We start from the raw sequence: 26345 nt of genomic DNA, 5'->3' as shown, positions 1-26345 counted from the left end.
ATGAAAAATCATTACCCGGGAGTCCTTCCAAAGGCACATTTATGGATAGATGTGCTGTTATTGAACGTTTCCTTTTTCTTAGCCTATGTTTTTCGTTTTGACGAGGCTTCTGAAATCTTTCAAAATCAGTACGTTAACCTGTTGCTAGTAGCAAACTTGGTTTGGATATTGATTATTCTTACCCTAGAGACTTACAAAATTTCCCGCCTGTCTTATCACTTCACTACGCAACTGGGTAAATTCTTCAAAGCTGTTGCTGTTCATGCCTCGATCATGATGGCATTTTTTTACCTCTTTAAGCAAGGTGAAGAATATAGCCGCTATCAGTTCTTGATGACATACTGCTTTTTTTGTTTTTTGTCAATTTTGGTACGGGGATTGGCTGTTATGTCTTTGAAACTTTACAGGCAAGCAGGATACAACTTCAATCGTTTCGCGATTGTAGGAAGAGGTGATCTCGCTAAACTTATTCGTGAATTCTATTCGGAACGGAAAGAGTTGGGATATCGCTATTATGGCATGTTTGAGCTCAGTGACATTCATAGCCAAATAAGCGAAATAGAAGTTTGGATTAAGGAAAAACAACTCGACTATCTTTATTGCTGTCTCAATGAGATGAATGATGATCAGGTTAGGGAAATAATCAAGATAGGAGAAAGACATAGAACACAAATTCGGCTAGTCCCTGATTTTCGCGGGTTTATGACTAATATGGCAACGATCGAGTATCATGATATGTATCCTATTATTCAGGTTAATACAAAACCTTTTTCTAGTTTTAATGAACAAACTTCCAAGCGTGCATTTGATCTGATATTCTCGGTTGTAGTAATGATTTTAGGAGCACCTGTATTTTTATTTGTTTTTCTTGCAATTAAAATAACGTCCCCAGGCCCTGTATTTTTCAAGCAAAAGCGCTCGGGAAGATGGGGTGAGATGTTCGAAATATACAAGTTTCGCAGCATGTACGTGGATGCTGATAAAATGGGACTGCAACATTCGAAAGGTGATGGCGATCCAAGAATAACACCTATCGGGCGTTTTCTGCGTAAGTCTCGGCTTGATGAGTTACCCCAGTTTATCAATGTACTGAAAGGAGAAATGTCTGTTGTCGGCCCTAGACCATTATTTAAATACGATGTGGATATGCTTATGGAAGCTGAACCTCATGAATTTCAGCGTTTGTTGACAGTGAAGCCTGGAATCACATCCATCGGGCAAATTAATGTGGGCTATGCAGACACGATGGCTAAAAATGTAGAGCGGTTGAAATATGATTTGCAATACTTGAAGTCTTACAGTATTGTAGATGATGTTCAACTCATATTTAGAACTTTACAGGTAATGATCTTAGGGCGAGGTCAATAGAAATCAATTCCTCTTTCCCACCTATACAAATTTTTTTTCTCTGTGTGACGATTCAAACAAAAAGCCTGATGCAGATAGATTCTGCTGTTAGGCTTTTTGTTTGAATTCGTGGATAGAATCAGACGTCGTACTGAATAAATATAAAATACATATTATGACAAAGTCTACAGATAAATTTAGATACGATATCAATGCGCTCCGTGCGATTGCGGTGATAGGAGTAGTACTCTTTCACTTTAAGCTGCCTTTTTTTTCTGGTGGCTTCGCAGGAGTGGACGTGTTCTTTGTGATATCAGGATATCTGATGAGCCGTATAGTTATCACCGGAATTGAATCTGGTAAATTTTCTATCTTGAATTTCTATGCCAGGCGAGCACAACGTATTATCCCGGCACTCAGCTTCTTAATATTGTGCCTGTTCATATTTTGTTTCTTCGTCTACCTTCCCATCGATTATAAAGTTGTTGCGAAAAACGCTATTGCCAGTTTGCTATTTTATTCTAACGTCCTTTATAACAACTCCAATTATTTTGATCCTTCGTCAGATACGAACATGCTTCTGCATACGTGGTCTCTGTCCGTTGAGTGGCAATTTTATCTTATACTTCCAGTTGGTCTCGTTGCCGTAAACAGGCTGTTCCGGATAAGTCGATCGGGATATCTTTACCTGTTTTCATTATCAATAATATCAATCTTCCTGGTAACCTTGTTCATTACAAAATACAAGCCTAACTCGTCTTTTTATCTCCTTCCGACCCGTTCGTGGGAAATGTTATTAGGAGGGTTAGCATTCCTGACTGAGAATAAGATACAGACGCGGTACAACAAGATTATTGCAATAATTGGATACGCTGTAATTTTCTCTTGCTTTTACCTCCTTAATGAAACCTTACCGTGGCCTGGCATATATACATTGCCGGCGGTATTAGGAACGTTTTTGATCATTTGCATGAACATCAACGATTTCAAAGTGCTGCGATACGAGTTCACTCAATATTTAGGAAAAATCTCCTATTCCCTTTATTTATGGCACTGGCCTCTGTATGTAATTGCGATATACCTCGGGGTAGAGACAAGCTTGGTGACTTCTATTATTCTTATTATTGCCTCATTATTAGCCGCAACAATATCGTATAAATATATAGAATCAATTAGGTTTGAAAATAACCTCAGACTGGTAAGTGGTTCGGTAGCACTTGTCATAATCGGGCTAGTTTTTGCAAATCAGGATGTGAATAGATTTATTTTCGATCAAGAAACACTTAACATTTCTCAGTATAGTCAAACTCATCAAAAAGAGCACGATGATCAATTTAGCGTAGGAAAATGTTTTATAACAGCCCAGCATGATGGTCTCAAGGACTATAACGCCGATCAGTGCCTTGAACTTGATATCAATAAAAAAAACTATTTGCTTATTGGCGATAGTCACTCTGCCCATTTATCACAATCCCTGAGAGAAATTTTCCTTAAAAATAACATGAATTTGATTCAGGCTTCTGGGAGCGGCTGCTTGCCATTGATAAAGAAAAATGGCAAAATAAGGTGCACTGAGCTCATTGATTTCGTCTATAAGAACTATCTACCAAAAAATGCATCAAATATTGACGGGGTAATCATCAGTGCGAATTGGGTCAGCGGAGATCATAATGAGCTTCCCGATGAAATAGAAGAAACGATTGCCTATCTCAAGAAGCTAAGCCTTAATACCATTATATTGGGCCAAAATGAAACCTACACAATTGCTTTTTCTTCAATAGCAGCAAGAGAAACTGAATATGGGAAATTATTAAGAAACCGGTACAGGGACGACAAATCTAGGCAGATCAACAGTATTTTGAAGGATAGGTTGAAATCCCGCTACATTGAGATTTATGACATGCAGGGTGTACCAAAATTAACGAGTAAAAATACGCCCTATATGTACGATCAAAATCATTATACTAAGAGTGGTGCCGATCTAGTGACTCAAATAATATGGTACAATCCTCTTTTTCAAAAGTTTCTACTAGGTCAACCTACCTTAGTTGCTAACAACAATTGATGTAAAATTTGGAGAAGTGATCTTAACTTGTATTCCCAATCTTAAAATGGACTTTCATTAAGGCACTCGTGCTTATATTTGTCGTTATTTAAAAGAAAATTACGTATGAACATCGTTGTACTAGGAGCATCAGGCCAACTTGGGAGCTGTTTAAAAAAAATCGCCGGTGAGAGGGTTATATCAAATATCGCTTTCCCAGCTGAGGAAAACGCCAATATTTTAGACAAGACTTTATTAGAAAAGCTATTCTTTCAGGAAAAGCCAACATACGTAATCAATTGCGCCGCCTACACTGCGGTGGATGCGGCTGAGGATAATATAGATCTTTGCAGGAAAGTCAATCGCGACGGTGCGGCTAACATAGCAGAAGCATGTAAATCACATGGCGCCAAGTTGATTCACGTCAGCACGGATTTCGTTTTCAAAGGCAATGTAACCGGGCTTCTGACAGAAAGCGATCCAGCTAGTCCTGAAAACATTTATGGCTTGACTAAGCTGGAAGGAGAAGTTGCTATCGCCGAAGTCCTACCGGAGCATTTCACGTTGCGCACTAGCTGGCTATATTCTGAATTCGGAAACAACTTTGTGAAGACAATGCTCCGGTTGGGGACTGAGCGGGAACAACTGGGAGTAATAGTCGATCAGGTAGGATCTCCAACGTATGCGATAGATTTGGCGGGTGCAATCTTCGACATTATTGCATCAGAGAGTACCCAGTATGGGATATATCATTATAGTAATGAAGGTGTAACTTCCTGGTACGATTTCGCAAAAGCCATATTCGATATCAGTGGGACAAACGTAAGAGTCATTCCTGTGAAAACGTCGGAGTACATCACTAAGGCTATTCGACCAGCGTATTCGGTAATGGACAAAAGCAAGATTAAAGCTGAATTTGGTATTACAATTCCTTACTGGCGTGACAGTCTTGCCGCTTGTATTGAAAGGTTAGCTTAATTTGATTTTATAAATTCAGGTTTTTCCGTATTGAAAGCATACCGCCAACCGCGTTGTCGAACAGATCACCCTGATCAACGGAGATTGCACCTTTAACAAAGGTACCTCCCAGCCAGCTGAGGGGTACTTCAACACCTGCTATACCGGAGAATTGATATATTTTACCAGGGAAGGATTGATCATAAGTACCCTGATTGCTGGAAAATGAAAGCTTTGTTATCCAGGTAGTGCTGCCCAATTTACCTTGCAATCCGGCGTGAGTAACCCAAACTCGATTGTTATTGGTAAAGAAATCTGCATACCGTGGCCAGTCATTTTCTGAACTAGCGGTTATGAAGGGCGTACCTATTCCTCTACTAAAATAAGACCATCCGTCACGGACCTGTCCATTATTAAAATAGTCGTCCTTTCCACGAATTCCATTTCCATCGGTAGTTTCGCTTCCACCCTGACTCTTCGTATAGAGCAATTCCAATGCGATTCTATCAATAGAAAAACCTGCTTGTTCAGTATTCTTAAATTTTAAAACGAGTCCATTCAACCCATCCTTTATATTATTCAGGTAAAAAAGTGATCCGTCTTCAACGAGGTTTTGCCGGTAAAGAAATATATTCACATTTGCCAGATCAAATTCCAGCCCTGCATCCAGGCTGGCTACATGATTTCCTATGCGGTTAGTCCTATCGAAATTCGACAAATTCGTTTTATTCTTGGGCTTGAAACCTGTAACGACAAACCAATAGTTCTCCACGCCGCCGGGCATTTTTCCATTTTCTGTAAAGTAGGGAGATCTTCCTCCCCATTGAACAGCATGATTGAATCCGCCATATAGCTTCACAGTCCCTTCTGGCCTTCCCAACCGCACGAATAGCGCCTTATTATGCAATTTTAAATGGCTGGTTACTGGCCTGCTGTTTTCTAAGACTCCATCAGAATAGTACCCTTTGAAATAGAAAAAATTCTTGATCAGGGGTACATATTGTTCAAATCCGAGCTGAACCTTCGGTATCGGCATCGCATTACCCGACCACATATACGATCCTGTTCCCAGTTCGTGATCATTGAAACCTACATACTGTTTCCGCCTTCCGACCGTCAGCTGTAAGCTTTTAAAAGCAATCCCGGCGTAAGCCTGCGGAAGCAAAAATTTGCTGTTCTTGCTTACATTACCGACAGCTTCCAGTCCGTATACATAAGTCCAGTTTTGCTTTGATTCTGCATTTTGCGATAAGGGTTGCCTGCCTACCACACCAGCTCTCAGACTCCCTACCTGCCCCGTGATCGGGACTATCCCCCATTGATTTGCATGAAGCCAGAATGGGGTCCGGGACGCAGTTGAACCATACGCAGCCAGCTCCACCCACGCATTGGTGTGACTTTTAGAAGTATCGGTATCCTGCGCAAAGGCAGGACTGGAAAATGCAGCTACTGCGGCAAAACCGCCAAGAATAAGCTTACAGAGGGAGGTAGAAGAATGAAACAAGCTGTTAGAGGTTGATGTCATTAACTGAGATTTATTAGACGTTGAGCCAGATTTTATCCGCAAAAGTTAACAAATAAATCGAAAGTTCATCAACTATTTTACCACAAACTCATAACTCCCCGACCCTGCCTCTACAATCGTGTGGCCGTTCTCGGTGCCGATCAATTTTACAGATTTCGATTTGCTAATATTTTCCCTATTGGCCAATATCTGCTGCGATTTTTCAGAAGGAATATGAATGCGCGCAACCGTATTTACCGGAACAGTTACTTTGAGATTGAGCCCGGAATTACTCCGCTCCCACTCCGAAACAACTTTCCCGTTCATCGTCACAAGTGAAGCCTTTAAATGGTTTATACCCTCCTTACCCATTCCGTCAGGCGCAATTTCAGGTTTTATGTCAAAGGTTGCGAATCCTGGTTGGGTAGCTTGAATGCCCGCTGCATTGCCAAACATCCATTCACAAACAGCCCCGAATGCGTAGTGACTGAACGAGTTCATGGCCGCATTGTATTTGAATCCATCCTCTTTGGTGAAGCTGTCCCACCGCTCCCAAATCGTAGTGGAGCCCTGTTCGACCTCAAAACCCCAGGACGGAAACTCTTTGCTCAAAAACAACCGGTAAGCCAGATCCGTATTGCCAGTCGCTGATAATGCAGGTAGCAGCGGCTTGGCACCAAGGAATCCGGTACCGAGCTTATTCCCGTTTTCTTTCAGCAATGCAACAAGAAAGTCTCCCGACTTTTTAGTCTGAGATTTGTCAATGATCTTCATATAAATCGCATTCGCATAAGCAGTTTGCGTATGACCGGTAAAGCCTAGCGCGCCATCCACATAACCTGCACCGTTTCCATACGCTTTCGCATCCGTTTTGAATTTCCCGCTGGCATCGCTGTAATGTGCAAGTACCGCCTTTCTCACCTTCGCGCCTATCTGCGCGTATTTTTGAAAGTCTTTTTGATTGTTTACCGCGCCCGCCATTTCTGCCATCAGATCGGCACAGTAGGCGTAATAAAAGGAAGCGAGCATATCCGGCGGCGTTTTTTTACCGAAAGAAAGCCAGTCACCAAAGCCGCCTTTTGGGTCAATGTCAGCGAATGCATTCTCCTTGAAAACATAGCCGCCTTTGCTTCTCTTTTCCAGAAAATCCATAAATCTGGACATCGCCGGCCAGCCTTCGCTGATCATGCGCGTGTCTCCGTAAGCTCGATAGATCTGGTAGGGGCAAATAATGCCGGCTTCCATCCAGCCTGGCGAAAATGTATCCGATTTTCGCAGATCCGGTGCCGGCGCGTAAACCGGGTAAGATCCATCCTTTCGCTGAGCGTCATTTAAATCGACCACCCATTTGGTAAAAAACGAAGCTACGTCGCGGTTGAAAGTAGCCGATTTGGCATAAACCTGCGCGTCCCCGGTCCAGCCAATCCGCTCGTCGCGCTGCGGACAGTCGGTAGGAATATCAATATAATTTGCGCGCTGGGTCCAGTCGATATTGCTGTAAAGCTGGTTGACCATCGCATTATCAGTCTCAAACGAACCCGTTTTCGGAGTATCCGAACCGATCACCAGACCAAGAATCGCATCTTTGCCCGGCTTGTGACCCAGACCCGCCACTTCTACATATTGAAATCCATGAAATGTAAATTGCGGCTCCCAGGTTTCGCCCTGCGGATCTCCCTTTAATATATATGTATCCGTCGCCCGCGCCATTCTTAGGTTTTCGGTCATTAATCTGCCGTCGGGATGCAGCTTTTCACCAAACCTCAAACGGATCGTGTCGCCGGCTGCGCCTTTTACTTTAATGCGCACAATCCCTGCGAAATTCTGGCCCATATCAAAGATATAACTGCCGCCCGGGCGGTCTGCGATCGTTTTCACTTCCAGCGTTAGTGTCACTTTTACCGGCGGGCCCGGGTATACCTGGATCAGCCGCTCAGGTTTATCGGCAAAAACCTGCGCTTTTTCCCATTTACTATCGTTAAAACCTGCTTTGTTCCAGCCCGTCGGTTCGAGGCGGGCGTCGTAGGTTTCACCATTTAAAAGATCAGATTCCAGGATCGCACCTGTGCTGGCTTTCCAGGTTTGGTCTGTCATAAAAGTCTCTTTCGTTCCGTCAGCATATTCTACTTCCAGCTGCGCTTTCAAAAGAGGTACTTTGCCATAAAATGCGCGCACAACCGGATTTTGAACCAATAAGGAATAACCCAGATAACCTGCGTACCAACCATAGGAAAGTTGGGAAGCCAATGCATTTTCACCGGGTTTCAGATCAGAGGTAACATCGTAGGTTTGATAATAAACCCTTTTATCATAGTCTGTCCAGCCGGGCGTCAGGAATGCGTCACCCGCTTTTTTCCCATTGATCTGAAATTCATACAATCCCAGCGCGGTCACATATAACCTTGCTTTTTTCAATCCTTTTTTGATCACAACCTGCTTTCTCAAATAAGGCGCGGGCGGCAAATGGTACACTTTTCCTTTCCCCAGATGATCCAGATCCAGACCGATCCAGTCGGCTTTCCATTCATTTTTTGCCAAAAGTCCCATTTCCCACAAGGCCGCTTCGCTCCATTTACCAGGCACTCCGTTTTTATCCCAGCTCCTTACCTTCCAATAGCAAATTGTTCTGGAAGACAGCGGCTTACCCTTATATTCAATCTGGTAAGTAGCGCGACCGGTCGTTTTGTTTGTGTTCCAAAGATCGGCTTTCGCTTCCGTCAGATTCTCCGGCGAGCTTGCTACCAATATCTGATAAGCGGTTTGGACCTGGTTGTTTTCACCCGATTGCAGCTCCCAGCTCAGTCGCGGGCTTTTCTGATCGGTGACCGGGTTGACCTTATATTCACAGCGTAGGTAAGTCGGGTCAACACCTTTTGCATTTGCGCTTGCAAGAACGCAGGCTGACAATAACAGGGATACTAGAATTTTCATGAGGTGGGTTGGGCTAGCGTAGAACTTTCACACCTTTTGGCGCGTCGATATTGGATTTAATGCTGCCGTCAGCCTGCTTTTCGTGGCGCACTTTCACAACTCCGAGCGGGGTTGGATAAGTACCTTCTGCCCAGGTCAGGTCGCCCAGGTTGGGCTGCACGCGGATCGTCTTGCCGCCTGCTTCCACAATACTAACACCCAAAACGTGCTCAGAAAGCCACGCAGTAGGCCCGGAAGCCCAGCCGTGACAGAGGCTATGCCGCAGGTTTTTGTAACAATAGGCTCCAAAATCTCCGTGAATATCATCCTTTCCTTCCGGCACAAGCTCGTCGATCGCCGCTGCATTTTTAGTCCACGCCAGGTCAAAATCTTCCCAGAAAGTAGTTGCGCCCATATCAAGCATTCCTCCCCAATAGTTACGAATGCAGTTCAATGCGCCATTGTAATCCTTCGCTTTTGCTTTGGCCTGCAACATATAATAACCGTAAAAGGTAGAAAACCGCTCGCATTCACCCTGGGAAATCACGTCCGCATTGGCCTTTTCAGCCGGAACCAATCCTGCCAAAGCCAAAAGTGAAGCGGCCTGTTTCGAACCGTTTATTTCAGGTACATATAATTTGAGCTGAGTGGCCGTATTTTTGCATTTGACAGCCTGGGCCGGCTCGTCGAGAATCGTACAAAGTTCGGCTCCTGCTTCCATCGTCATGAGCATCATCGCATGCAAGCCAGCGTGGATTCCTTGCGGATTTTCGCTTGAAGGCCAGTCCAGAAAACGTGTACCGTCCAGGTTTTCCTTGTTGTCTTTTGTTTTTTGTATTAAAAGGTCAAGTAACCCGACCAGGTATTTTTGTTGCTTGCGCAGATAGGCAATATCGCCTTGATTCTTATATAAATCCCTGTGTATCAATACCCACCACATTGAATAGGCACTGATCCCATTCATCCAGCCAGGCAGCGGGGTAATGTCGCGCGCCTGGTCCAGACTTTTTGCAACTACGTCATTTTTACCAAAAACGGTATTGATCGTCATCACTTCCGGGTGCATATCCCCTACCCACACCAGCCTGTCGCGCTTGATACCGTCCCACAAATATTCCTGCATATTTAAATGCACCGTGTAGGCGCCCACATTCCAGATCTGGTTGAGGCGCTCGTCGTTACTTTTAAATGAGCCTAAATACGGAATATCTCGAAATTCAAATACAGCCCTTACTTCTTTCAGCTGCAACTCCCGGTCAGGATCGATCAGATCAATTCTGGCGAAACGAAAACCTGAATTCCCTACCTGCATACTACCCAGCCACGGCACTTCTACCACAAAATCGCGCATGGCGTGATCGTTGGTTGCCCCGCGGATGGTGTCAATATCAGACATTGCCTCGCTCACCGACTCGCCAAATCGTATCCTGACGCGGATTGGTTTCTGATTAGCAGGCTGGTCAGTAATCAGCTGTATCCCACCTTGAATCTCTTTTCCAAAGTCAAATAATATCCCCGGCTTCACATCTGCGGTACTGATCATCTTGCAAAAATTCTGGTGCACCAGATCCGCCTGCCCGCTTCCTTTTACAAGCAGTTTCTGCGCATCGACCACACTTGTGGAAGTTTTATCAGAAGTCCAGACAATGCGTTTCGGAGTCAGATAATGCCTGATCCGCGAATCTTTCTGGCTTTCATAAGTCTTATCAAAAATCGGCGGAAGTCCCTGAGCCAGGGCCTGGTAGCTGGTAGACAGCAGCGTATAACACAGAAGCGTAAGGTAATTGTAGCGCATAGGGGCTTAGGATACATGGTAATATTGCAGGAAAATAAGTGATTATAGTTTTACCAACTAGCCTGTTGTGTCCTGTGTGGGGGGGCGGGGACGTTGGTCATTTTTTGTCATTGGTGGTCATTTGTTGTCATTGGGAGTCATTCGTTGTCATTGCTTGTCATTGGTAGTCATTGGTAGTCATTGGTAGTCATTTGTTGTCATTGCTTGTCATTGGTAGTCATTAGTTGTCACTGGTCGTTATAATCGCTTTTCATTCTCAAATCCTAACAACAAGTGACAATCAATGACAATTAAATGACTACCAATGACCACTAATGACCACTAATGACCTAACCCACCGCATCCCCCGCCACCCCAACGCGCTAAATCCGACAAAAAACCGTTCTAATTTTGCCAGTGCTGCTTTTAGCCCTAATTTTAGCCATTGCCTAAACCACCAAGGCCTTTGAATCAGGAAAACGACCCCCGTGACGGATTACCCCCATTCGTCAATAGCTGGAAACAGCTTTATATAGTGATGATTGGCACACTCGTGCTGTTGATCGTGCTCTTCTATCTCTTTATGACCCACTTTCAATGAATTATCTTGACTGGATTGTTCTTGCTCTAACCCTGTTATTTGTTGTATCCTACGGAATTTACCGAAGCCGCGAAAAGCACACGGTCGACTCATTTCTGCTGGGCGGGCAGTCGATGCCGTGGTACAATGTGACCTTGTCTTTGATGGCCACGCAGGCTTCGGCGATCACTTTTCTTTCCGCGCCCGGTCAGGCTTATACGGACGGAATGCGGTTTGTGCAGTTCTATTTCGGTCTGCCGCTGGCGATGGTTGTCCTTTGCATTACATTCGTTCCCAAGTTTAATAAGCTCAAAGTTTTTACTGCCTACGAGTTTCTGGAAGGTCGTTTCGATCTTAGGACGAGGGGATTAACAGCTTTTTTATTCCTTTTACAGCGTGGATTGTCCACCGGGCTCTCCATTTATGCACCCTCGTTGATTCTTTCTGCGATTCTGGGCTGGGATATTACCTGGACCAATATTATATCCGGCGGGATCGTGATGTTGTACACGATTGCAGGCGGCTCGCAGGCGGTATCTCACACGCATTTGCAGCAAATGGGCATTATTACCGTCGGGATGGTGGTGGCCGGGGTGATGGTTGTTAAATTTTTGCCGGATAATGTTTCATTTACCGACGCGATCCACGTGGCTGGAAAAATGGGAAAAGTTAATTTGATCGATTTTAGTTTTGACCTGAATAGTCGCTATAATGTATGGTCCGGACTGATCGGCGGATTCTTTTTACAACTTTCCTATTTCGGTACTGACCAGTCACAAGTTGGCCGGTTCCTGACCGGTAGCTCACAGGGGCAAAGTAAGCTGGGATTGGCAATGAATGGGCTTTTAAAAATACCGATGCAATTTCTGATCCTGCTTGTCGGTGTACTTGTTTTTGCATTCTATCAATTCAACAATCCTCCCCTGTTCTTTGATAAAACTGTTGTTGACAAAGTAAAAAAGACCTCTTACGCGGCAGAATACAATGTACTGGAAAAGCAGCATCAGCAAATCCAGGACGAAAAAAGGCCGCACGTGCTCTCGCTGGCACAGGCGCTGCGGGCAGACGATGAAAATGCAATCGCAACCAGCTGCGGTGTGCTGGCTACATTGGATGATAAGGTAACCAAAGTACGCGCCGACGCCAACAAGGTCCTGACCAAAGCCAGCGGCAGTGATGTCAATGATGTTAACTATATCTTTCTGCGGTTTGTGATCGATTATCTGCCGGTTGGAATGGTGGGATTACTTATCGCTGTGATTCTGCTCGCTTCAATGGGTTCTGTGGCAGCTGCTTATAATTCGCTCGCTTCGTGCACGGTCGTGGATATTTACAAACGAATGATCCGCAAGGACAGCGACGACCACGATTATGTGCGCGCTTCACGCTGGGCTACTTTCTTCTGGGGTATCTTCTGCATTTGTGTTGCCCAATATGCCGCCCGGCTCGGGAGTATGATCGAGGCAGTCAATATCCTAGGCTCACTATTTTATGGTGTGATCCTGGGCATATTTCTGGTTGCTTTTTACTTCAAAAAAATTGGCAGCCGCGCCGTGTTCTGGGGAAGTATCCTGGGCGAAATTTTTGTCGTGATCAGTTACATGAATGATCTTACCGCATTTCTTTGGCTCAACCTGATCGGTTGCGTGCTCGTGATCGCATTCGCCTGGCTGATCGAAATGATCTGGCCACAGCCACCTTCTAATACAGTTGTTGTCAAATCAACCTAGAAAAGAACGATTCGGGTATTATTCATTTTAATAATTTAATATTTTAAAGAAAATGAATAATACCTCTCTTTTTTTCGCCTTACAGGTGAAACTATTCCACGTCTTTAATCCTTAATAAGTGCAATTGGCTTGTTAGTTCTCATGCTTGCATGTCCATTATGTAACCGTTCGTTACAAAAACTAAATTAATGTTTGTCAGTATGTTGCCGCACATTCTCCTCCTTATCAAGAATGAAGTCATTTCTGTTCCCGCAGATAGCTGACGATTCAAAGCCAGCGTGAGTACAATCTATTGCCAGAATTAACATCATCTTTCTTTCAAAATCCTATTACATGAATTATTGGTCAAAGCCACAAAAATTAATGCGTTTGGCAATTGGCTCGGCATGTTTACTATTGAATTGTTTTCACCCATTGCTTGGTCAGACTATTCAGGAACCTGCCAATCAGGCCCCGTTATTAGAGCAGGCCACTTTGCAGCAGGTGGTTGAGTATGCAATCAAAAATCAGCCTGTGATCCAGCAGTCACTAATTGACGAGCGCATTACCGAAAACCAGATCAGAAGCCGCCTTGCCGACTGGTACCCGCAGATCAACTTCAACTACAATCTGCAACACAACTTTATCGTACAAACCAGCATTATCGCTGGTAACCCGGTTAAACTCGGAGTTAGCAACATTTCCGCAGCGCAGTTTACACTTTCACAACAGATCTTTAACAGAGATGTACTGCTTGCCAACCAAACCAAGCGCGACGTTTTACTAGCGGCCAGCCAAAATACGGCAGCCAACAAAACGGATATTGCAGTGAATGTTTCCAAAGCATTCTACGATGTGATCGCTACTACGCAACAAATTGATGTGGCGGCTGAGGATATTGTGCGGCTGGAAAGAAGTTTGAGGGATGCTGAAAACCAGTATAAGGCTGGTGTTGCTGATAAAATCGACTTTAAAAGAGCAACCATTTCCCTTAATAATACCCGCGCAAGCAAAAAAGGAAATGAGGAAATCCTGAAAGGTAAAGTGCAGTATTTGAAAGCATTAATGGGCTATCCTGCTGAGCAGGAACTGAAAGTAAGCTTTGATACGCTGCAAATGGAGCGGGAAATTTTGCTGGATACCTTGCAGAATGTCGATTTCACAAGCCGCGTCGAATATCAGATTTTAAGTACCCAAAGAAAATTACAGGAAGCGAATATCCAGTACAACAAATGGAGCTACCTGCCTAATATCTCGCTGAATGGCGCTTATAACCTGAATTTCCAGAACAATCAGTTTACCGAGCTATATAATAAGAATTACCCCAACTCTTTCGGGCTTGTAACCCTCTCACTTCCTCTTTACCAGGGTGGAAAAAGGAAAGCTAATCTGCAAAGCGCGGAATGGTCGCTCAAAAGGCTTGACTGGGATATCAAAGGTTTACAGAATAATGTCAACTCTGAATATGCGGCTGCATTGGCTAACTACAAGGGTTATCTGACCAACCTCTTGGCGCAAAAAGAGAATGTAGACCTGGCGCGTGAGGTGTACGATGTGATCCAGCTTCAATATAAATCGGGTATTAAAACCTATCTGGAAGTGGTTACTTCCGAGACAGATCTTCGGTTGGCCAGAATTAATTATTACAATGCCCTTTATCAGGTATTGGCCAGCAAAATAGATGTTCAAAGGGCGTTGGGACAGATTAACTATCTGTAAAACAGCATCTTTTCAAATTATTCAAGACCCTATCAAAAAGATATACAATCGAAATACAAGTATGATGCTCCCAGATCAAATGAAATACTATTCTATTGCTGCACTTGTTCTGCTGATGGCTTCCTGCGGCAAAAAGGAACAGCAGCAGCAACCTACCCAGCCCCCGGCAGTGAAGGTTACACTTGCGGAGGTTACCACCACAGAAGCTTCCTATTATGAGGAATATCCCGGAACGGTTGTGCCATTGAATGAAATTGAGCTGCGCCCGCAGGTAACCGGCTTTGTTACCGGCATTCACTTTAAGGATGGAGCCAGGGTGCGCAAAGGCCAGTTGCTTTACTCAATCGACGCGCAACTTTACACTGCCAATTATGATCAGGCAGTGGCTAACCTGAATGTGCAGGAAGCGAACCTGGTACGAGCGCAAAAAGATGCAGACCGCTACCACGAGCTCGAAAAAAATGACGCAGTTGCCAAGCAGCTTGTAGACAATGCAGACGCGGCGCTGGAAGTAGCTAAAAGGCAGGCAGATGCGGCAAAAGCCAACATTCAGGCAGTGAAAACCAGTGTTAATTATACCAAAGTAACCGCTCCGTTTGACGGTGTGATCGGCATTTCAGCTGTTAAAGTGGGCGCTGCTGTTACCGCAGGCCAGACGATTCTGAACACGGTTTCTACCGATAATCAGCTTGCAGTTGACTTTAATGTCGATCAAAAAGAAATATACCGTTTCACTACCCTGATGAAATCTCAAAAGGCTGCTGATTCTACATTCAGCCTGAAATTTGGCAATGACATTTACCCGGAAAAAGGAAAGCTGGCATTAATCGACAGGGCTGTTGACCCTCAGACTGGTAGCATCAAGGCGCGACTGGTATTTGCTAATAAAAGCGGGCAGCTGCGCGCTGGAATGAGCGGATCGGTGCGGGTACTTAACAATGCAGCTGCGAATTCGGTTGTAATTCCCTACAAAGCAGTTACTGAGCAGCTAGGCGAGTTTTTCGTATATGTAGCCGGCGACAGCAGCAAGGTAAGTCAGCGCCGTATTACGCTTGGTACCGCAATCGGCCCGAATGTTATTGTTAGAGAAGGCTTGAAAGAGGGTGAAAAGATCGCTGTGGAAGGCGTTCAAAATCTGAGAGAAGGAGCAGTTGTCGACGCAGGTAAATGATCCGGTCTCTTTTCGCATTTAATATAATCCAGTAAAAATGATTGCAGATATTTTTATAAAAAGGCCCATTACAGCCATCGTCACATCGATTGTGTTGGTACTGGTGGGACTTATCGCCCTGACAACCTTACCCGTAGCGCAATATCCCGACGTAACTCCCCCGACTGTAACAGTCAGCGGAAACTTTACCGGGGCCGACGCCCAGACGGTGGAGCAGACGACCACCACCCCTATTGAAACACAGATCAACGGTACGCCGGGCATGACCTACATGTCCAGTAACTCGACCAGCAGTGGGCAAAGCAGCATTAACGTCGTATTTGACGTAGGAACAGACGTGAATATCGCCGCCCTGGACGTTCAAAACCGGGTAAGTGTAGCCGAGCCGACTCTTCCGGATGCGGTGAAGCGACTTGGACTAACTGTCCGCAAGCGCCAGCCCAGTATCATGATCGTGCTCGCGCTCTATTCTCCAAACGGAACCCACGACGCGCAATTCATTGGTAATTATGCCAATATCTATTTAAAAGACGCTTTGCAGCGTGTGAAGGGTGTGGGTGATATTGTTTCCCGGGCGGATGATTTCGGTATGCGGATCTGGCTTAATCCGGAGAAACTGGCCAGCCTTCGTATGACGCCTGCGGATATTTCAGCTGCGTTGGCTGAACAGAATTTGCAGGTAGCAGCAGGTACGATCGGTGGCACGCCGCAGCCTAATGCGCAGACATTTGAATATAGCGTACTGACAAACAGCCGGTTGAATACCAAGGCGCAGTTTGAGGATATCATCGTACGTACTTCTCCAGAGGAAGGCAGCGTAGTTTACCTGCGTGACGTTGCGAGAGTAGAACTTGGTAAATTTGATTATTCTGCCAATGCATTCGTAGCTGGAAAACCTGCTGCATTTGTACTGATCTACCAGGCGCCGGGCGCCAATGCATTGGAAACCTACGATGGGGTTATGAAGGCTTTGTCAGAAATGAAAAAGACTTTCCCTAAGGATATTGATTACGTGATTCCGAACGAAACGGCCTCAGTAGTAAGGGTTTCCATTGAAGAAGTATTGAAAACTTTTGCAGAAGCGATGATCCTTGTTGTGATCGTGGTTTTCCTTTTCCTTCAAAACTGGCGCGCAACCCTGATCCCTATTCTGGCGATCCCGGTTTCGCTGATCGGTACATTGATATTCTTCTTGCCATTTGGTTTTACGATCAATACGCTGACACTTTTTGCATTCGTATTGGCGATCGGTATTGTGGTCGATGACGCGATTGTCGTCGTCGAGGCGGTGCAGCATTATATTGATGAAAAGAAAATGTCTCCGAAAGAAGCGACTATCCAGGCAATGAAAGACATTTCCGGCCCGGTAATTGCGATTGCATTGATTTTGGCGGCGGTTTTCGTTCCGGTGAGTTTTGTTCCCGGTATTGTCGGCAGGCTGTATCAGCAGTTTGCGATCACGATTGCGGTTTCAGTTCTTTTGTCTGCATTCGTGGCACTTTCACTCACGCCAGCGCTTTGCTCGATCATGTTGAAACCTTCCAAAGGTGAAAACGAGAAGAAAAACTGGCTGGAAAAATTCTTTGACCGATTCAATGCCTGGTTTGATAGAGTATCCCGTGGCTACACACGCGGCGTTTCCAAATGGATCAAGGCTACTCCGCTGGTTTTGGTAATGATGGTTTGTCTGTTTGTCGGTCTGTTTTTCCTGTTTAAAAACAAGCCTTCCGGATTTATTCCTGTTGAAGATGAAGGCCGCCTTTTTGTAACATACGAAATGCAGGAAGCAACCTCGACTACGCGTAACATTGCGATGCTCAAAGAGATCATGAAACGCGTTTCCTCTATTCCTGAGGTGCGGGTTGCGGGTGGTCTGGCAGGCTTGAACGTAGTGAGTTTTTCTAATAAATCCAACGTAGGAACACTCTTCATCAGCTTGCAGCCCTGGGCCGACCGTAAAGGAGCCGAGCACCATGTACAGGCTGTAATCAAGGAAATCCAAAAACGGACCAGCGATATCAATGAAGCCAGGGTACTTGCCATTGCTCCTCCTGCGATCCCTGGCTTGGGTGCAACTTCTGGTTTTACCTTCCAGTTGCAGCAATCAACCAGTACGGATAATATCCAGCAATTTGAAGGGGTAATGCGTAAATTTTTGGGAGCCGTAAATCAACGCCCTGAGATTGCGATGGCTTATACCTTTTTCAATGCAAGAACGCCAAGTTATCAGATCGATGTGGACCGGGATAAAACCAAGAAACTGGGTGTGCAGGTCAATGAGGTTTTCAGCTCGCTATCTACCTTACTGGGTAGTAGTTATGTCAATGATTTCAACCTTTACGGGCGTAACTTCCGTGTAATGGTTCAGGCGGACAGCAGCTACCGCTCGTCTCTTGACAAAATACAGAAGTTCTATGTCCGCAACCGCGCGGGCAATATGATCCCGCTCAGCGCATTGGTTACCACCAAAGTGGTTGAAAACCCGGCTCTTATCTCTCACTACAATATTTACAGGTCGGTGGAGATCAACGGAACGCCGAAACCGGGATATAGTAGCGGGCAGGCGATCGCGGCATTGCGCGAGGAAGCCGCCAAACTACCGGCGGGTTATAGCTATGAATTTTCTGGTATGAGTAGTGAAGAGATCAAGGCGGGCGACAGCACGACGACGATCTTTGCGATCTCGATCATATTCGTATTCCTGTTCCTTGCTGCGCTATACGAAAGCTGGTCTATACCGTTCTCTGTACTGTTTGCAGTGCCAATTGGTGCATTCGGTTCGATTTTGACTTTGACCTTTTTACCGAATTTGTCTAACAATATCTACGCGCAGATCGGTCTGATCACCTTGATTGGTCTGGCGGCAAAGAACGCGATCCTGATCGTGGAGTTTGCCAAAGAGCGTGTAGACGGTGGCATGGAGCTTATTGCAGCGACTTTGGAAGCAGTTCAATTGCGCCTCAGACCTATTATTATGACCTCGCTGGCATTTATCCTGGGTGTATTGCCGCTCGCATTTGCAAGTGGCGCCGCTGCTGAATCGCGTAAAACCATTGGTTGGACCGTATTTGGCGGAATGCTTGCCGCTACCTCGCTGGCTATATTTGTAGTACCTGTATTATTTGTAGCGATTGAAAAAATTGCGATGGGTAAGAAAGGGCATGCAAAAAAAGACGATGAGCCAGGCAGCAGTCAGGAGCCTGCAATAGCATAAATCCTGCTGATAATATTTTAAGAGCGGAGCTTTGGATTTAAACCATTGCTCCGCTTTTTTGTTATCCATTCAAAATCGAACTTTAATTTAACAATGTACGTAAAGCAAGTCTTCTCCGTTTGGAGGTTATTAAGGGGCATTTGGGGCGGTGTTGTTGTCGTAACAGCCTACGCCACAGCAGTTTTCTATTTGTTCAGTTACCAAAACTGGCACTTCCTCTCCTTCCCTATTTCAATTATCACCATTCTGGGTACTGCGCTTTCGCTGCTGCTGGGTTTTAGGACCAACTCTGCTTATGATCGCTGGTGGGAAGGCCGCAAAGTGTGGGGCGAGATCGTCAATGACAGCCGCACGCTGGTAAGGCAGTGCAGCGCGTTTATCAAGGCTGAGCGGGCAGAAAAGGATGAAATCATATCCAATATCGCGCACCTGCAAATTGCCTGGTGCTACGCGCTGACCAATTCTTTGAGAAAAAGTAAGGTTCTGGTTTACGCGGATCTGCACCTGACCCAGGTTGAGCATGATTATGTGGCAGATCAGGATAACATTCCTAACGGAATACTGAACCTGATCCAGTTCAAGATCAGCGAGCTGCACCAGCAGGGCAAGATTGAAACGCTGCTGTACCAGAACATTGACCAGACTTTGGGAAGACTTTGCGATTCAATGGGAAAATGCGAGCGAATCAAAAACACCGTATTTCCTACTCAATACAGCTTTTTTGTTTTGCTGGTCATCTTCATTTTCACACTCATTCTGCCAATGGGATTAGTAGAAAGTATCGGCAGGATCGCCATTCCTGTCACATTCATTATTTCGTTTCTGTTCTTTTATGTAGAATGGATCGCCTATATTCTGCAAAATCCTTTCGAGAACGGGCCGAACGATATTCCGATGACCTCGTTATCGCGCACAATTGAAATTAACCTGCTCCAATTGATCGGCGCTGATAAGATCCCTGAAAAGATCCTGCCGAAAGATGGGGTTGTCATGTAACAGAAAACGGCTGCCAGTGAGAAACTGACAGCCGTTTTGAATATAATCTAATATCGATTTTACTGAACCTTTATCGTAGTATAGTAAAGTTCCAGCTTGACTCCGGGATCATCGCTTTGCTGGTCACCGATCACGAGCCTGTTGAAGCTGTTTGTGAAAGTTGTTCCCAACGCAGGATAAGTAGTCGAACTGTACCGTTGAAGCTGTTCGTTGAATTGGGAAGTACGCAAGATCAAACCACCCACATCACCTGTTTCACTCGCCAGTAATTCAGTCACATACGAGCTGATATCGATCAGATAATATTCTCTGTTTGTGACCATATCAACGATATATCTGCCGTAAGCAGGAACCTGTGATCCTAAACTAAGTAGCGGCAAGGGAAATCCTGTCTGTCCCAAATAGAATTCATTGTTTTTGTCCACCCGATACACAACCAGCGAATCCGGCGCGCGGTAAAGATTTGTAACGGATTGTCTTTTAGGTGTTATGCGCAAAAATGCTTTATTGGAAGCAGTGTATTTTATATTTTTCAAACCTCTCAAATAAGGCAGATCAACCCGCGTCATTAAACCTGGCCCTGCCTGAACAAACGACATATTGCCTGTTGCAGCAGAGGGCTGAGCAAGCCTTTTAGTTACTGGCAGATTGGCCGTGGGAGTCCCTGTGCGGTCGGTAAGCACCTGGTTATAGAGTGCATTATTATTAAAAACAGTTGAGTCTTTACTCACACCGTCGGCCCGCGGGGTGTGATAATGCATTTGAAGGGCTGCGCTGGCAGTAATAAATCCGACAATCGCTCCATTATCTGTCGGCGCGTTCCTTAATACAAGGCCTTTTACCAGATTAATCCATTCTGTATTGGACGGGATCTGATTGGTCTTCGCTTTTGCAAAAATATCTTTTCCCAAAACATCCGATAAACGGATCACCAGTCTTTGCTGTCTTCTTGGTGAAGGCACTACCGTGGCCCGGCCGATCGGAGTAGGTTCGTAGGCAGTCGAATTGGAATTGAAATAAGCATTCTTATCGGTTGCAAGATCTGTCAGCAGCTTGTGTATGGTCAGATTCAGCGGTTTGGTTGTGTCTCCGTAGGTGTACCTGTCGTAATAAATTGAGAAGATCAGTGAATCATAAACCGCCTCCTGAGCGACCGTTACGCTAGACTGGGTACCCGGCTGGAAAAAAGTAGAGGTTTGTATTTTCCCAAAATAAGGATCAACATAACGCCCTACCAGCATTCGCTGCGCCGATCCTGTCATCACAGAGTCGGTAATAACAGTCGATAATAGGACCGTGGAAGTATCTGAAAACAATACTGCAAAATCATCTTGATTGGGTTGAACCAGTGATTCTATCTGATCTCCCCAGTCGCAGGCTGACATCGAGATAGACAACCCTAATATAAACACCAGATTATATGCTGCTAAGGAAGCTCTGACGGATTTGTAATTCAATTTCATTTATAGCAAGAACAGTAAAAAATGCAAAACTATCACATGTAAGCTTAATTACAATATGATTTAGACAATTAGAAGGCAACAGAAAACTCGAATTGGTTGCAACAAACTTTAAGCAGCCGGCGTAAACCTTTTCAACAGACGCTAAAAAACAATACGCACGATCGGTTGAAAGAGTGGCAGGACTATTTACAAACGCAAAATGCGGCGGGGTATTACAACCAAATGCAGCCAGAAGTTATCATCAAGGACGTCGGGAATACCCAACAACAATGCATTGAGTTGCGCGTTAAATGGGACTGACCGGCAAAGTTTTGGACAAAAAAGAGCTTATAATTTTTACTTAGCCCCTCCAAGCTATTATGTTTGCAAAAAATTAGTGTTAAAAAACCTTTTCACCGGCGCTCTGTGCCGCGTCTGTTCATTTATCAGTATTCAATTGTAACAATTCGTCAAACTATATTTTTTCATGTTTAATACCTTAAAAAAGACTTCGTTAGCCATTCTAGTTGCATCTGTCGCTATCGTTTCATTTAGCTGTAAAGATGATGATCCGGAAGCGGATAAAATGGGTAACTGGTATAGAAGGGATCTTCCAAGTTTCGGAGGATCAGGCAGAACCCGCTCAGTGAGCTTTGTAATTGGCGAGGTGGGGTACATTGGAACAGGCTATACCAACGAAACAGTACCAAGAGTTAAAGATTTCTGGGCATTTAATGCCGGCTCAAAAATATGGTCACAGGTAGCTCCTTTCCCAGGAACTGGCCGCGCTGACGCTGCTGCATTCGTTTTGGACGGAAAAGCTTACGTGGGAACAGGTTATGATGATGTAAGAACAGTTGATAACGGGTACAAAAAAGATTTCTACCAGTTTGATCCTGCTGCCAACAGATGGAAAGCAATCGCAGACTTTCCTGGCACCCGTCAGGGCGCGACTGCTTTCGTAGCTAACAATAAAGGTTATGTAGGGCTGGGTTACAACGGAAGCAATTACTTCCAGGACTTTTATGAATACAATCCTGCAACCGATAAATGGACTGAAATTGCAACGTTCATTGGTGGTAAGCGCAGCGGTGCTACTTCATTCTCTGTGGCTGGAAAAGCGTATGTTGGTTTTGGAAGAAGTAATTCAACAGCGTTCACAAACGATCTTTATAGCTTTGATGCGGCTGGAAATGCCGGACGTGGCGCATGGTCGCGCATTGCATTCCCGAACGATGACGTGAAGGAAGCATTCACTACAAGAACCAACGCAACCGCATTTGTTCTTGGCGAAAAAGCTTACATCATCGGCGGAGAAAACAAATCTGACGTTTGGGAATTCGTTCCGGGAACCAACACATGGACTGAAATGGCACCGTTTGCTGGTTTGGCAAGAGGTTACGCGGCAGGTTTCGCGATTGGTAACGTAGGGTATTTCGGCACAGGTAGCGCGTCTGGTTCTGCTGGAACAGATGATTTCTGGGCATTCGATCCTGCTGCCGCAACAAACGATGACGACAATCAGTGATCAGGAAGAATAAAAGCATAATTATAATACTGAGTACGCTGGCCCTGGCTATTGCAGCTTATCTTCTCATTTTTCCAAAGAAAACAGAAGAGAGCAGTAACGGCCAGGGCCGCTCCTTGTTCAAAGTAGAAACGTTCCAGGGCCAGGCTGGCTGGGCATACAGGATTTATCAGGATTCGGTGCCCGTGATAGAGCAGCTTACCCCACCTGGGATTGTTGGTAACCGGGGTTTTCAGTCTGAGCAAATGGCAAAGAGCACTGGTTTACTTGTGAAGAAAAAGCTGGATCAAGGCATTTTCCCTCCGACTATTTCTTCCGGGGAACTCGATAGTCTGGGTGTGAAATATTGAGCTGGTAATGTGACTACTCCGATTTTTCAACACTACCAAATCGATAGCTGGCTGTAACCGGATAGTGATCTGAATATTTTACACTTCTGTGGGTTTGAAAGTCAAGTAGTTCCAGCTTTTCTGAATCATAGAACTGGTGATCGATGCGGATAAAATAAGGCAGTTTCCCAAAGCTGAACCCGAACCCGTTACCCTTGTCTTCAAATGCATTCGCAAAGCTTTTGCGCATTTTACCATATACATATCCGTAGGGTATTTCATTAAAATCCCCGCACACAATCACCGGATACGGCGAATCTTCCGCCCAAGCCTGCAAAGCTTTGATTTCCTGGGAGCGCTTCTTAAATCCAAATTTCATTCTGCTTAACGTTACCCTACCCTCTTTGACCACGCCGTCTACCTTTTTCTGGTGAGCAAGTTTGTTAAGATCCAGGGTCATCGAATATAAATGCAGCGCGATAATCCGCACAGTATCCTTACCTATTTTTAGATCAGCCCTGATCATCCCATTCTGCGCTTCAAAAATCGTATCCTGGCTGCTGACGATAGGGTACTTTGAAAACAGAGCGAGTCCAACATATTGCCCCCACCTGATTGGCGCGTGCTCATATCTGACAGAATGCCTGAAGCCACGGCCTTCGAAGTATTTAGTTGTCTTAAACATCGCCCTACCTTCGTCGTAAAACTCTGGCATACAGAGCACATCGCCGTTTTCAGCGATCCAGTTTTTCATTTCCCTGACCTGCTCTTTCCTTACATCATCACTGGTACCTGCATTGCGCATAAAAACCTGGGTATTGTAGCTCAGCACCCGGAAGCTGCCGGCAGAGTCGTGTCCGTCTTCACTACGTGAATTTCCGAAAGCATAAGTTCTGTCCAGAAAAATGCCTCCCAGCAAGATCAAGGCCAGCGGCAACAGTGCCTTTTGCTTTTTAACAACAAACCAAACCGGCAAAGAAATGACATGAACCAGGATTACGACGGGGAATGACATCATCATAAATCCCGCCACCCAGCCATCAAAAGGAATCCACAGGATCAGGGCATAAACGACAAGTGTATAGAATGAAAAACACTTATATAAAAACCACAAAAACTTTTCAATACTACCCATCAAATCTATGTTCTTTTGGCAAAAATAGGCATTGAATATCAATTTTGAAGACCTTCCGTCAGTTGTAGATGTGATAAAATAGTTTTACCTTTGCATCCTATTCTATTTTGATCGATTGATTGAGGGGGACGCCAATCCCCTTTTTTATTTGCACAAAGTCTTCATGACAATAAAGGAAAATATAGAAGTTTTATTGGCTCCATTACTGGAAGATGGTGATTGTTATTTAGTTGACATTGTCACCAAGCCTTCCAAGCTTAGCCAGAAAATATCGATTCTGGTAGACAGTGATGAAGGGATTACAATTCAGCAGTGTACTTCTATCAGTCGCCGGCTGGCCAAGCAACTCGAAGAACTGGATCTGATCACAGAGGCATACACACTTGAAGTTTCTTCACCTGGTTTGGATCAACCCCTGGTCCTGCCGCGACAATACAAGAAAAATGTTGGAAGGAATCTAAAAGTTACCTTGAAAACAGGGGAAGTGATCAGTGGCGCTTTAACCGATGCCAGCGAGGAAGAGATCAATATCAAATTACCATTGCCGAAAAAGAAATCTAAAACGCCCGTTGATGAAAGTCTGCTGGAACGAAAAATTTCTCTGGATGAGATAGCAAAGGCATTAGTTGAAATATCATTTAAATGAGATTCCAGGACGGAAAGCCTTTACTGTCTTGTAATCAATGACATAATATGTATAACTTAGTATCAGCAAATATTCTTTAAATAAGCAATGGATAGCGGAATATTAATTGAATCATTCGCGGAGTTTGCAAACTCTAAAAACATTGATCGTCCAACCATGATCAGTGTTTTAGAAGAGGTATTTCGTACCATGATTCGCAAGAAATATGGCACGGACGATAATTTTGATGTAATTATTAACCCTGAAAGTGGTGACCTCGAAATGTGGCGCACTAGGGAAATCGTTGACGATAACTCGGAGGATATCTGGGACTATAATAAGATACCCCTTGCAGAAGCCCGCAAGATCCAGAGCGATTTTGAAGTAGGTGAAGAAGTGGCAGAAGAAGTTAAACTGGTAGAATTTGGCCGCAGACTTGTTCAAACAGCGCGTCAGACACTGATTCAGAAAATCAAGGACATGGAAAAAGAAATCATGTTCGAGAAATACAAGGATCAGGTTGGTGAAATGATCACCGGAGAAGTTTATCAAACACTCAGACACGAGGTGATCATTGTGGATTCGGAAGGAAACGAGCTTTCCTTACCGCGTAACGAGCAGATTTCAAAAGACCGTTTCCGCAAAGGAGAATCAGTTAAATCTGTGATCCATAAAGTGGAAATGAACAACGGATCGCCGAAAATCACATTGTCGAGAACATCACCGATGTTTCTTGAAAGACTATTCGAAGTTGAGATTCCTGAGATATATGATGGAATTATATCAGTAAGAAGAGTTGTTCGTGAACCAGGGGAACGCGCCAAAGTCGCAGTTGAATCTTACGACGACAGAATTGACCCGGTGGGTGCTTGTGTTGGTATGAAAGGTTCAAGGATACACTCGATTGTGCGGGAACTTGGAAATGAGAATATTGATGTAATAAATTATACTGACAACCTAGAACTGTTGATCAGCCGTGCATTAAGCCCTGCGAAGGTTAGTTCAATGCAGATCGATCGTGATGCAAAACGTGTTTCGGTATTCTTAAAACCGGATCAGGTATCACTCGCAATCGGGAAGGGCGGCCAGAACATCAAGCTTGCAGGCAAGCTGGTAGGGATGGAAATTGATGTATTCAGAGATGTAGAAGAGCAGAATGACGAAGATGTCGATTTGACTGAATTCTCTGACGAAATCGACGAATGGATCATCAGTGAACTGCATAAGATAGGTTTGGATACTGCTAAAAGTGTTTTGGCTCTTAATAAAGAAGAACTTGTTAGGAGAACTGACCTGGAAGAAGCGACAGTCGAAGAAGTACTGGAAATACTTCGGAAAGAATTTGAATAATATAATAAACT

18 protein-coding genes are annotated in these 26345 nt (G+C 44.7%); 13 read left to right on the top strand and 5 right to left on the bottom strand.

The genetic code is table 11. From position 1 onward, the window contains the following. From LZG94_RS06375 to rfbD, 3 genes are all read left to right on the top strand, one after another. Positions 1-1368, top strand: a complete 1368-nt coding sequence (locus LZG94_RS06375) for a sugar transferase (RefSeq protein WP_233791070.1) — start codon at positions 1-3, stop codon at positions 1366-1368. 154 nt (positions 1369-1522) lie between these two features. Beyond that, entirely contained in the window at positions 1523-3412 is a 1890-nt protein-coding gene (locus LZG94_RS06370; protein ID WP_233791069.1) for an acyltransferase family protein, read from the top strand. 105 nt (positions 3413-3517) lie between these two features. Then, complete coding sequence (rfbD, locus tag LZG94_RS06365; RefSeq protein WP_233791068.1) at positions 3518-4369, top strand: dTDP-4-dehydrorhamnose reductase; 852 nt, start codon at positions 3518-3520, stop codon at positions 4367-4369. Positions 4370-4376: 7 nt separating this feature from the next. On the opposite strand, the gene LZG94_RS06360 is transcribed toward rfbD, so the two are convergent. The 3 genes from LZG94_RS06360 to LZG94_RS06350 form a co-directional block, all read right to left on the bottom strand. Next, entirely contained in the window at positions 4377-5873 is a 1497-nt protein-coding gene (locus LZG94_RS06360) for a capsule assembly Wzi family protein (RefSeq protein ID WP_233791067.1), read from the bottom strand. A gap of 72 nt (positions 5874-5945) precedes the next feature. Beyond that, positions 5946-8783: an alpha-L-rhamnosidase gene (locus tag LZG94_RS06355; protein ID WP_233791066.1), complete on the bottom strand. Its 2838-nt coding sequence runs from the start codon at positions 8781-8783 to the stop codon at positions 5946-5948. A 13-nt stretch (positions 8784-8796) separates the two neighbouring features. Further along, the gene (locus tag LZG94_RS06350; protein WP_233791065.1) at positions 8797-10557 is read right to left on the bottom strand and encodes an alpha-L-rhamnosidase C-terminal domain-containing protein; all 1761 of its coding nucleotides are present in this window, start codon (positions 10555-10557) and stop codon (positions 8797-8799) included. 576 nt (positions 10558-11133) lie between these two features. On the opposite strand from LZG94_RS06350, the gene LZG94_RS06345 reads away from it, so the two are divergent. The 5 genes from LZG94_RS06345 to LZG94_RS06325 all read left to right on the top strand — a co-directional run bounded on the left by LZG94_RS06345 (position 11134) and on the right by LZG94_RS06325 (position 19925). After that, the gene (locus LZG94_RS06345; protein WP_233791064.1) at positions 11134-12846 is read left to right on the top strand and encodes a sodium:solute symporter; all 1713 of its coding nucleotides are present in this window, start codon (positions 11134-11136) and stop codon (positions 12844-12846) included. Positions 12847-13179: 333 nt separating this feature from the next. Further along, positions 13180-14544: a TolC family protein gene (locus tag LZG94_RS06340; RefSeq protein ID WP_215235263.1), complete on the top strand. Its 1365-nt coding sequence runs from the start codon at positions 13180-13182 to the stop codon at positions 14542-14544. A 64-nt stretch (positions 14545-14608) separates the two neighbouring features. Continuing rightward, on the top strand, positions 14609-15715 hold the full coding sequence (locus LZG94_RS06335; protein ID WP_215235577.1) for an efflux RND transporter periplasmic adaptor subunit: 1107 nt from the start codon (positions 14609-14611) through the stop codon (positions 15713-15715). Between the two features lie 37 nt (positions 15716-15752). Next, a complete protein-coding gene (locus tag LZG94_RS06330; RefSeq protein ID WP_233791063.1) occupies positions 15753-18929 on the top strand; it encodes an efflux RND transporter permease subunit in 3177 nt (1058 codons plus the stop codon). Between the two features lie 93 nt (positions 18930-19022). Then, positions 19023-19925 carry a bestrophin family protein gene (locus LZG94_RS06325; protein WP_215235265.1) on the top strand — a complete coding sequence of 301 codons (903 nt, stop codon included), beginning with the start codon at positions 19023-19025 and terminating at the stop codon, positions 19923-19925. A 59-nt stretch (positions 19926-19984) separates the two neighbouring features. On the opposite strand, the gene LZG94_RS06320 is transcribed toward LZG94_RS06325, so the two are convergent. Continuing rightward, positions 19985-21388: a DUF4270 family protein gene (locus LZG94_RS06320; RefSeq protein WP_233791062.1), complete on the bottom strand. Its 1404-nt coding sequence runs from the start codon at positions 21386-21388 to the stop codon at positions 19985-19987. Positions 21389-21484: 96 nt separating this feature from the next. Between LZG94_RS06320 and LZG94_RS06315 the strand changes: the two genes are divergently transcribed. From LZG94_RS06315 to LZG94_RS06305, 3 genes are all read left to right on the top strand, one after another. Continuing rightward, positions 21485-21688 (top strand): hypothetical protein, encoded by a 204-nt coding sequence (locus LZG94_RS06315; RefSeq protein ID WP_215235267.1) that lies wholly within the window; start codon positions 21485-21487, stop codon positions 21686-21688. 166 nt (positions 21689-21854) lie between these two features. Next, positions 21855-22895 carry a kelch repeat-containing protein gene (locus LZG94_RS06310; RefSeq protein WP_215235268.1) on the top strand — a complete coding sequence of 347 codons (1041 nt, stop codon included), beginning with the start codon at positions 21855-21857 and terminating at the stop codon, positions 22893-22895. Next, positions 22892-23245, top strand: coding sequence for a DUF4907 domain-containing protein (locus LZG94_RS06305; protein WP_233791061.1), 354 nt, complete (start codon positions 22892-22894; stop codon positions 23243-23245). The genes LZG94_RS06310 and LZG94_RS06305 overlap by 4 nt, the downstream gene beginning before the upstream one ends. Positions 23246-23258: 13 nt before the next feature. On the opposite strand, the gene LZG94_RS06300 is transcribed toward LZG94_RS06305, so the two are convergent. Beyond that, a complete protein-coding gene (locus LZG94_RS06300) occupies positions 23259-24359 on the bottom strand; it encodes an endonuclease/exonuclease/phosphatase family protein (protein WP_233791060.1) in 1101 nt (366 codons plus the stop codon). Between the two features lie 163 nt (positions 24360-24522). Here LZG94_RS06300 and rimP point away from each other — a divergent pair, with 163 nt between their 5' ends. After that, positions 24523-25005 (top strand): ribosome maturation factor RimP, encoded by a 483-nt coding sequence (rimP, locus tag LZG94_RS06295; protein WP_215235271.1) that lies wholly within the window; start codon positions 24523-24525, stop codon positions 25003-25005. A gap of 87 nt (positions 25006-25092) precedes the next feature. Continuing rightward, positions 25093-26334, top strand: coding sequence for a transcription termination factor NusA (gene nusA / locus LZG94_RS06290; protein WP_215235272.1), 1242 nt, complete (start codon positions 25093-25095; stop codon positions 26332-26334). Positions 26335-26345 lie beyond the last annotated feature (11 nt).

Origin of the sequence: Dyadobacter sp. CY343 (genome assembly GCF_021390335.1) — a bacterium.
In the GTDB taxonomy this organism is placed as follows: Bacteria; Bacteroidota; Bacteroidia; order Cytophagales; family Spirosomataceae; genus Dyadobacter.
The sequence above is the reverse complement of the archived record's forward strand: the minus strand, read 5'-3'. Positions and strand labels throughout refer to the sequence as shown.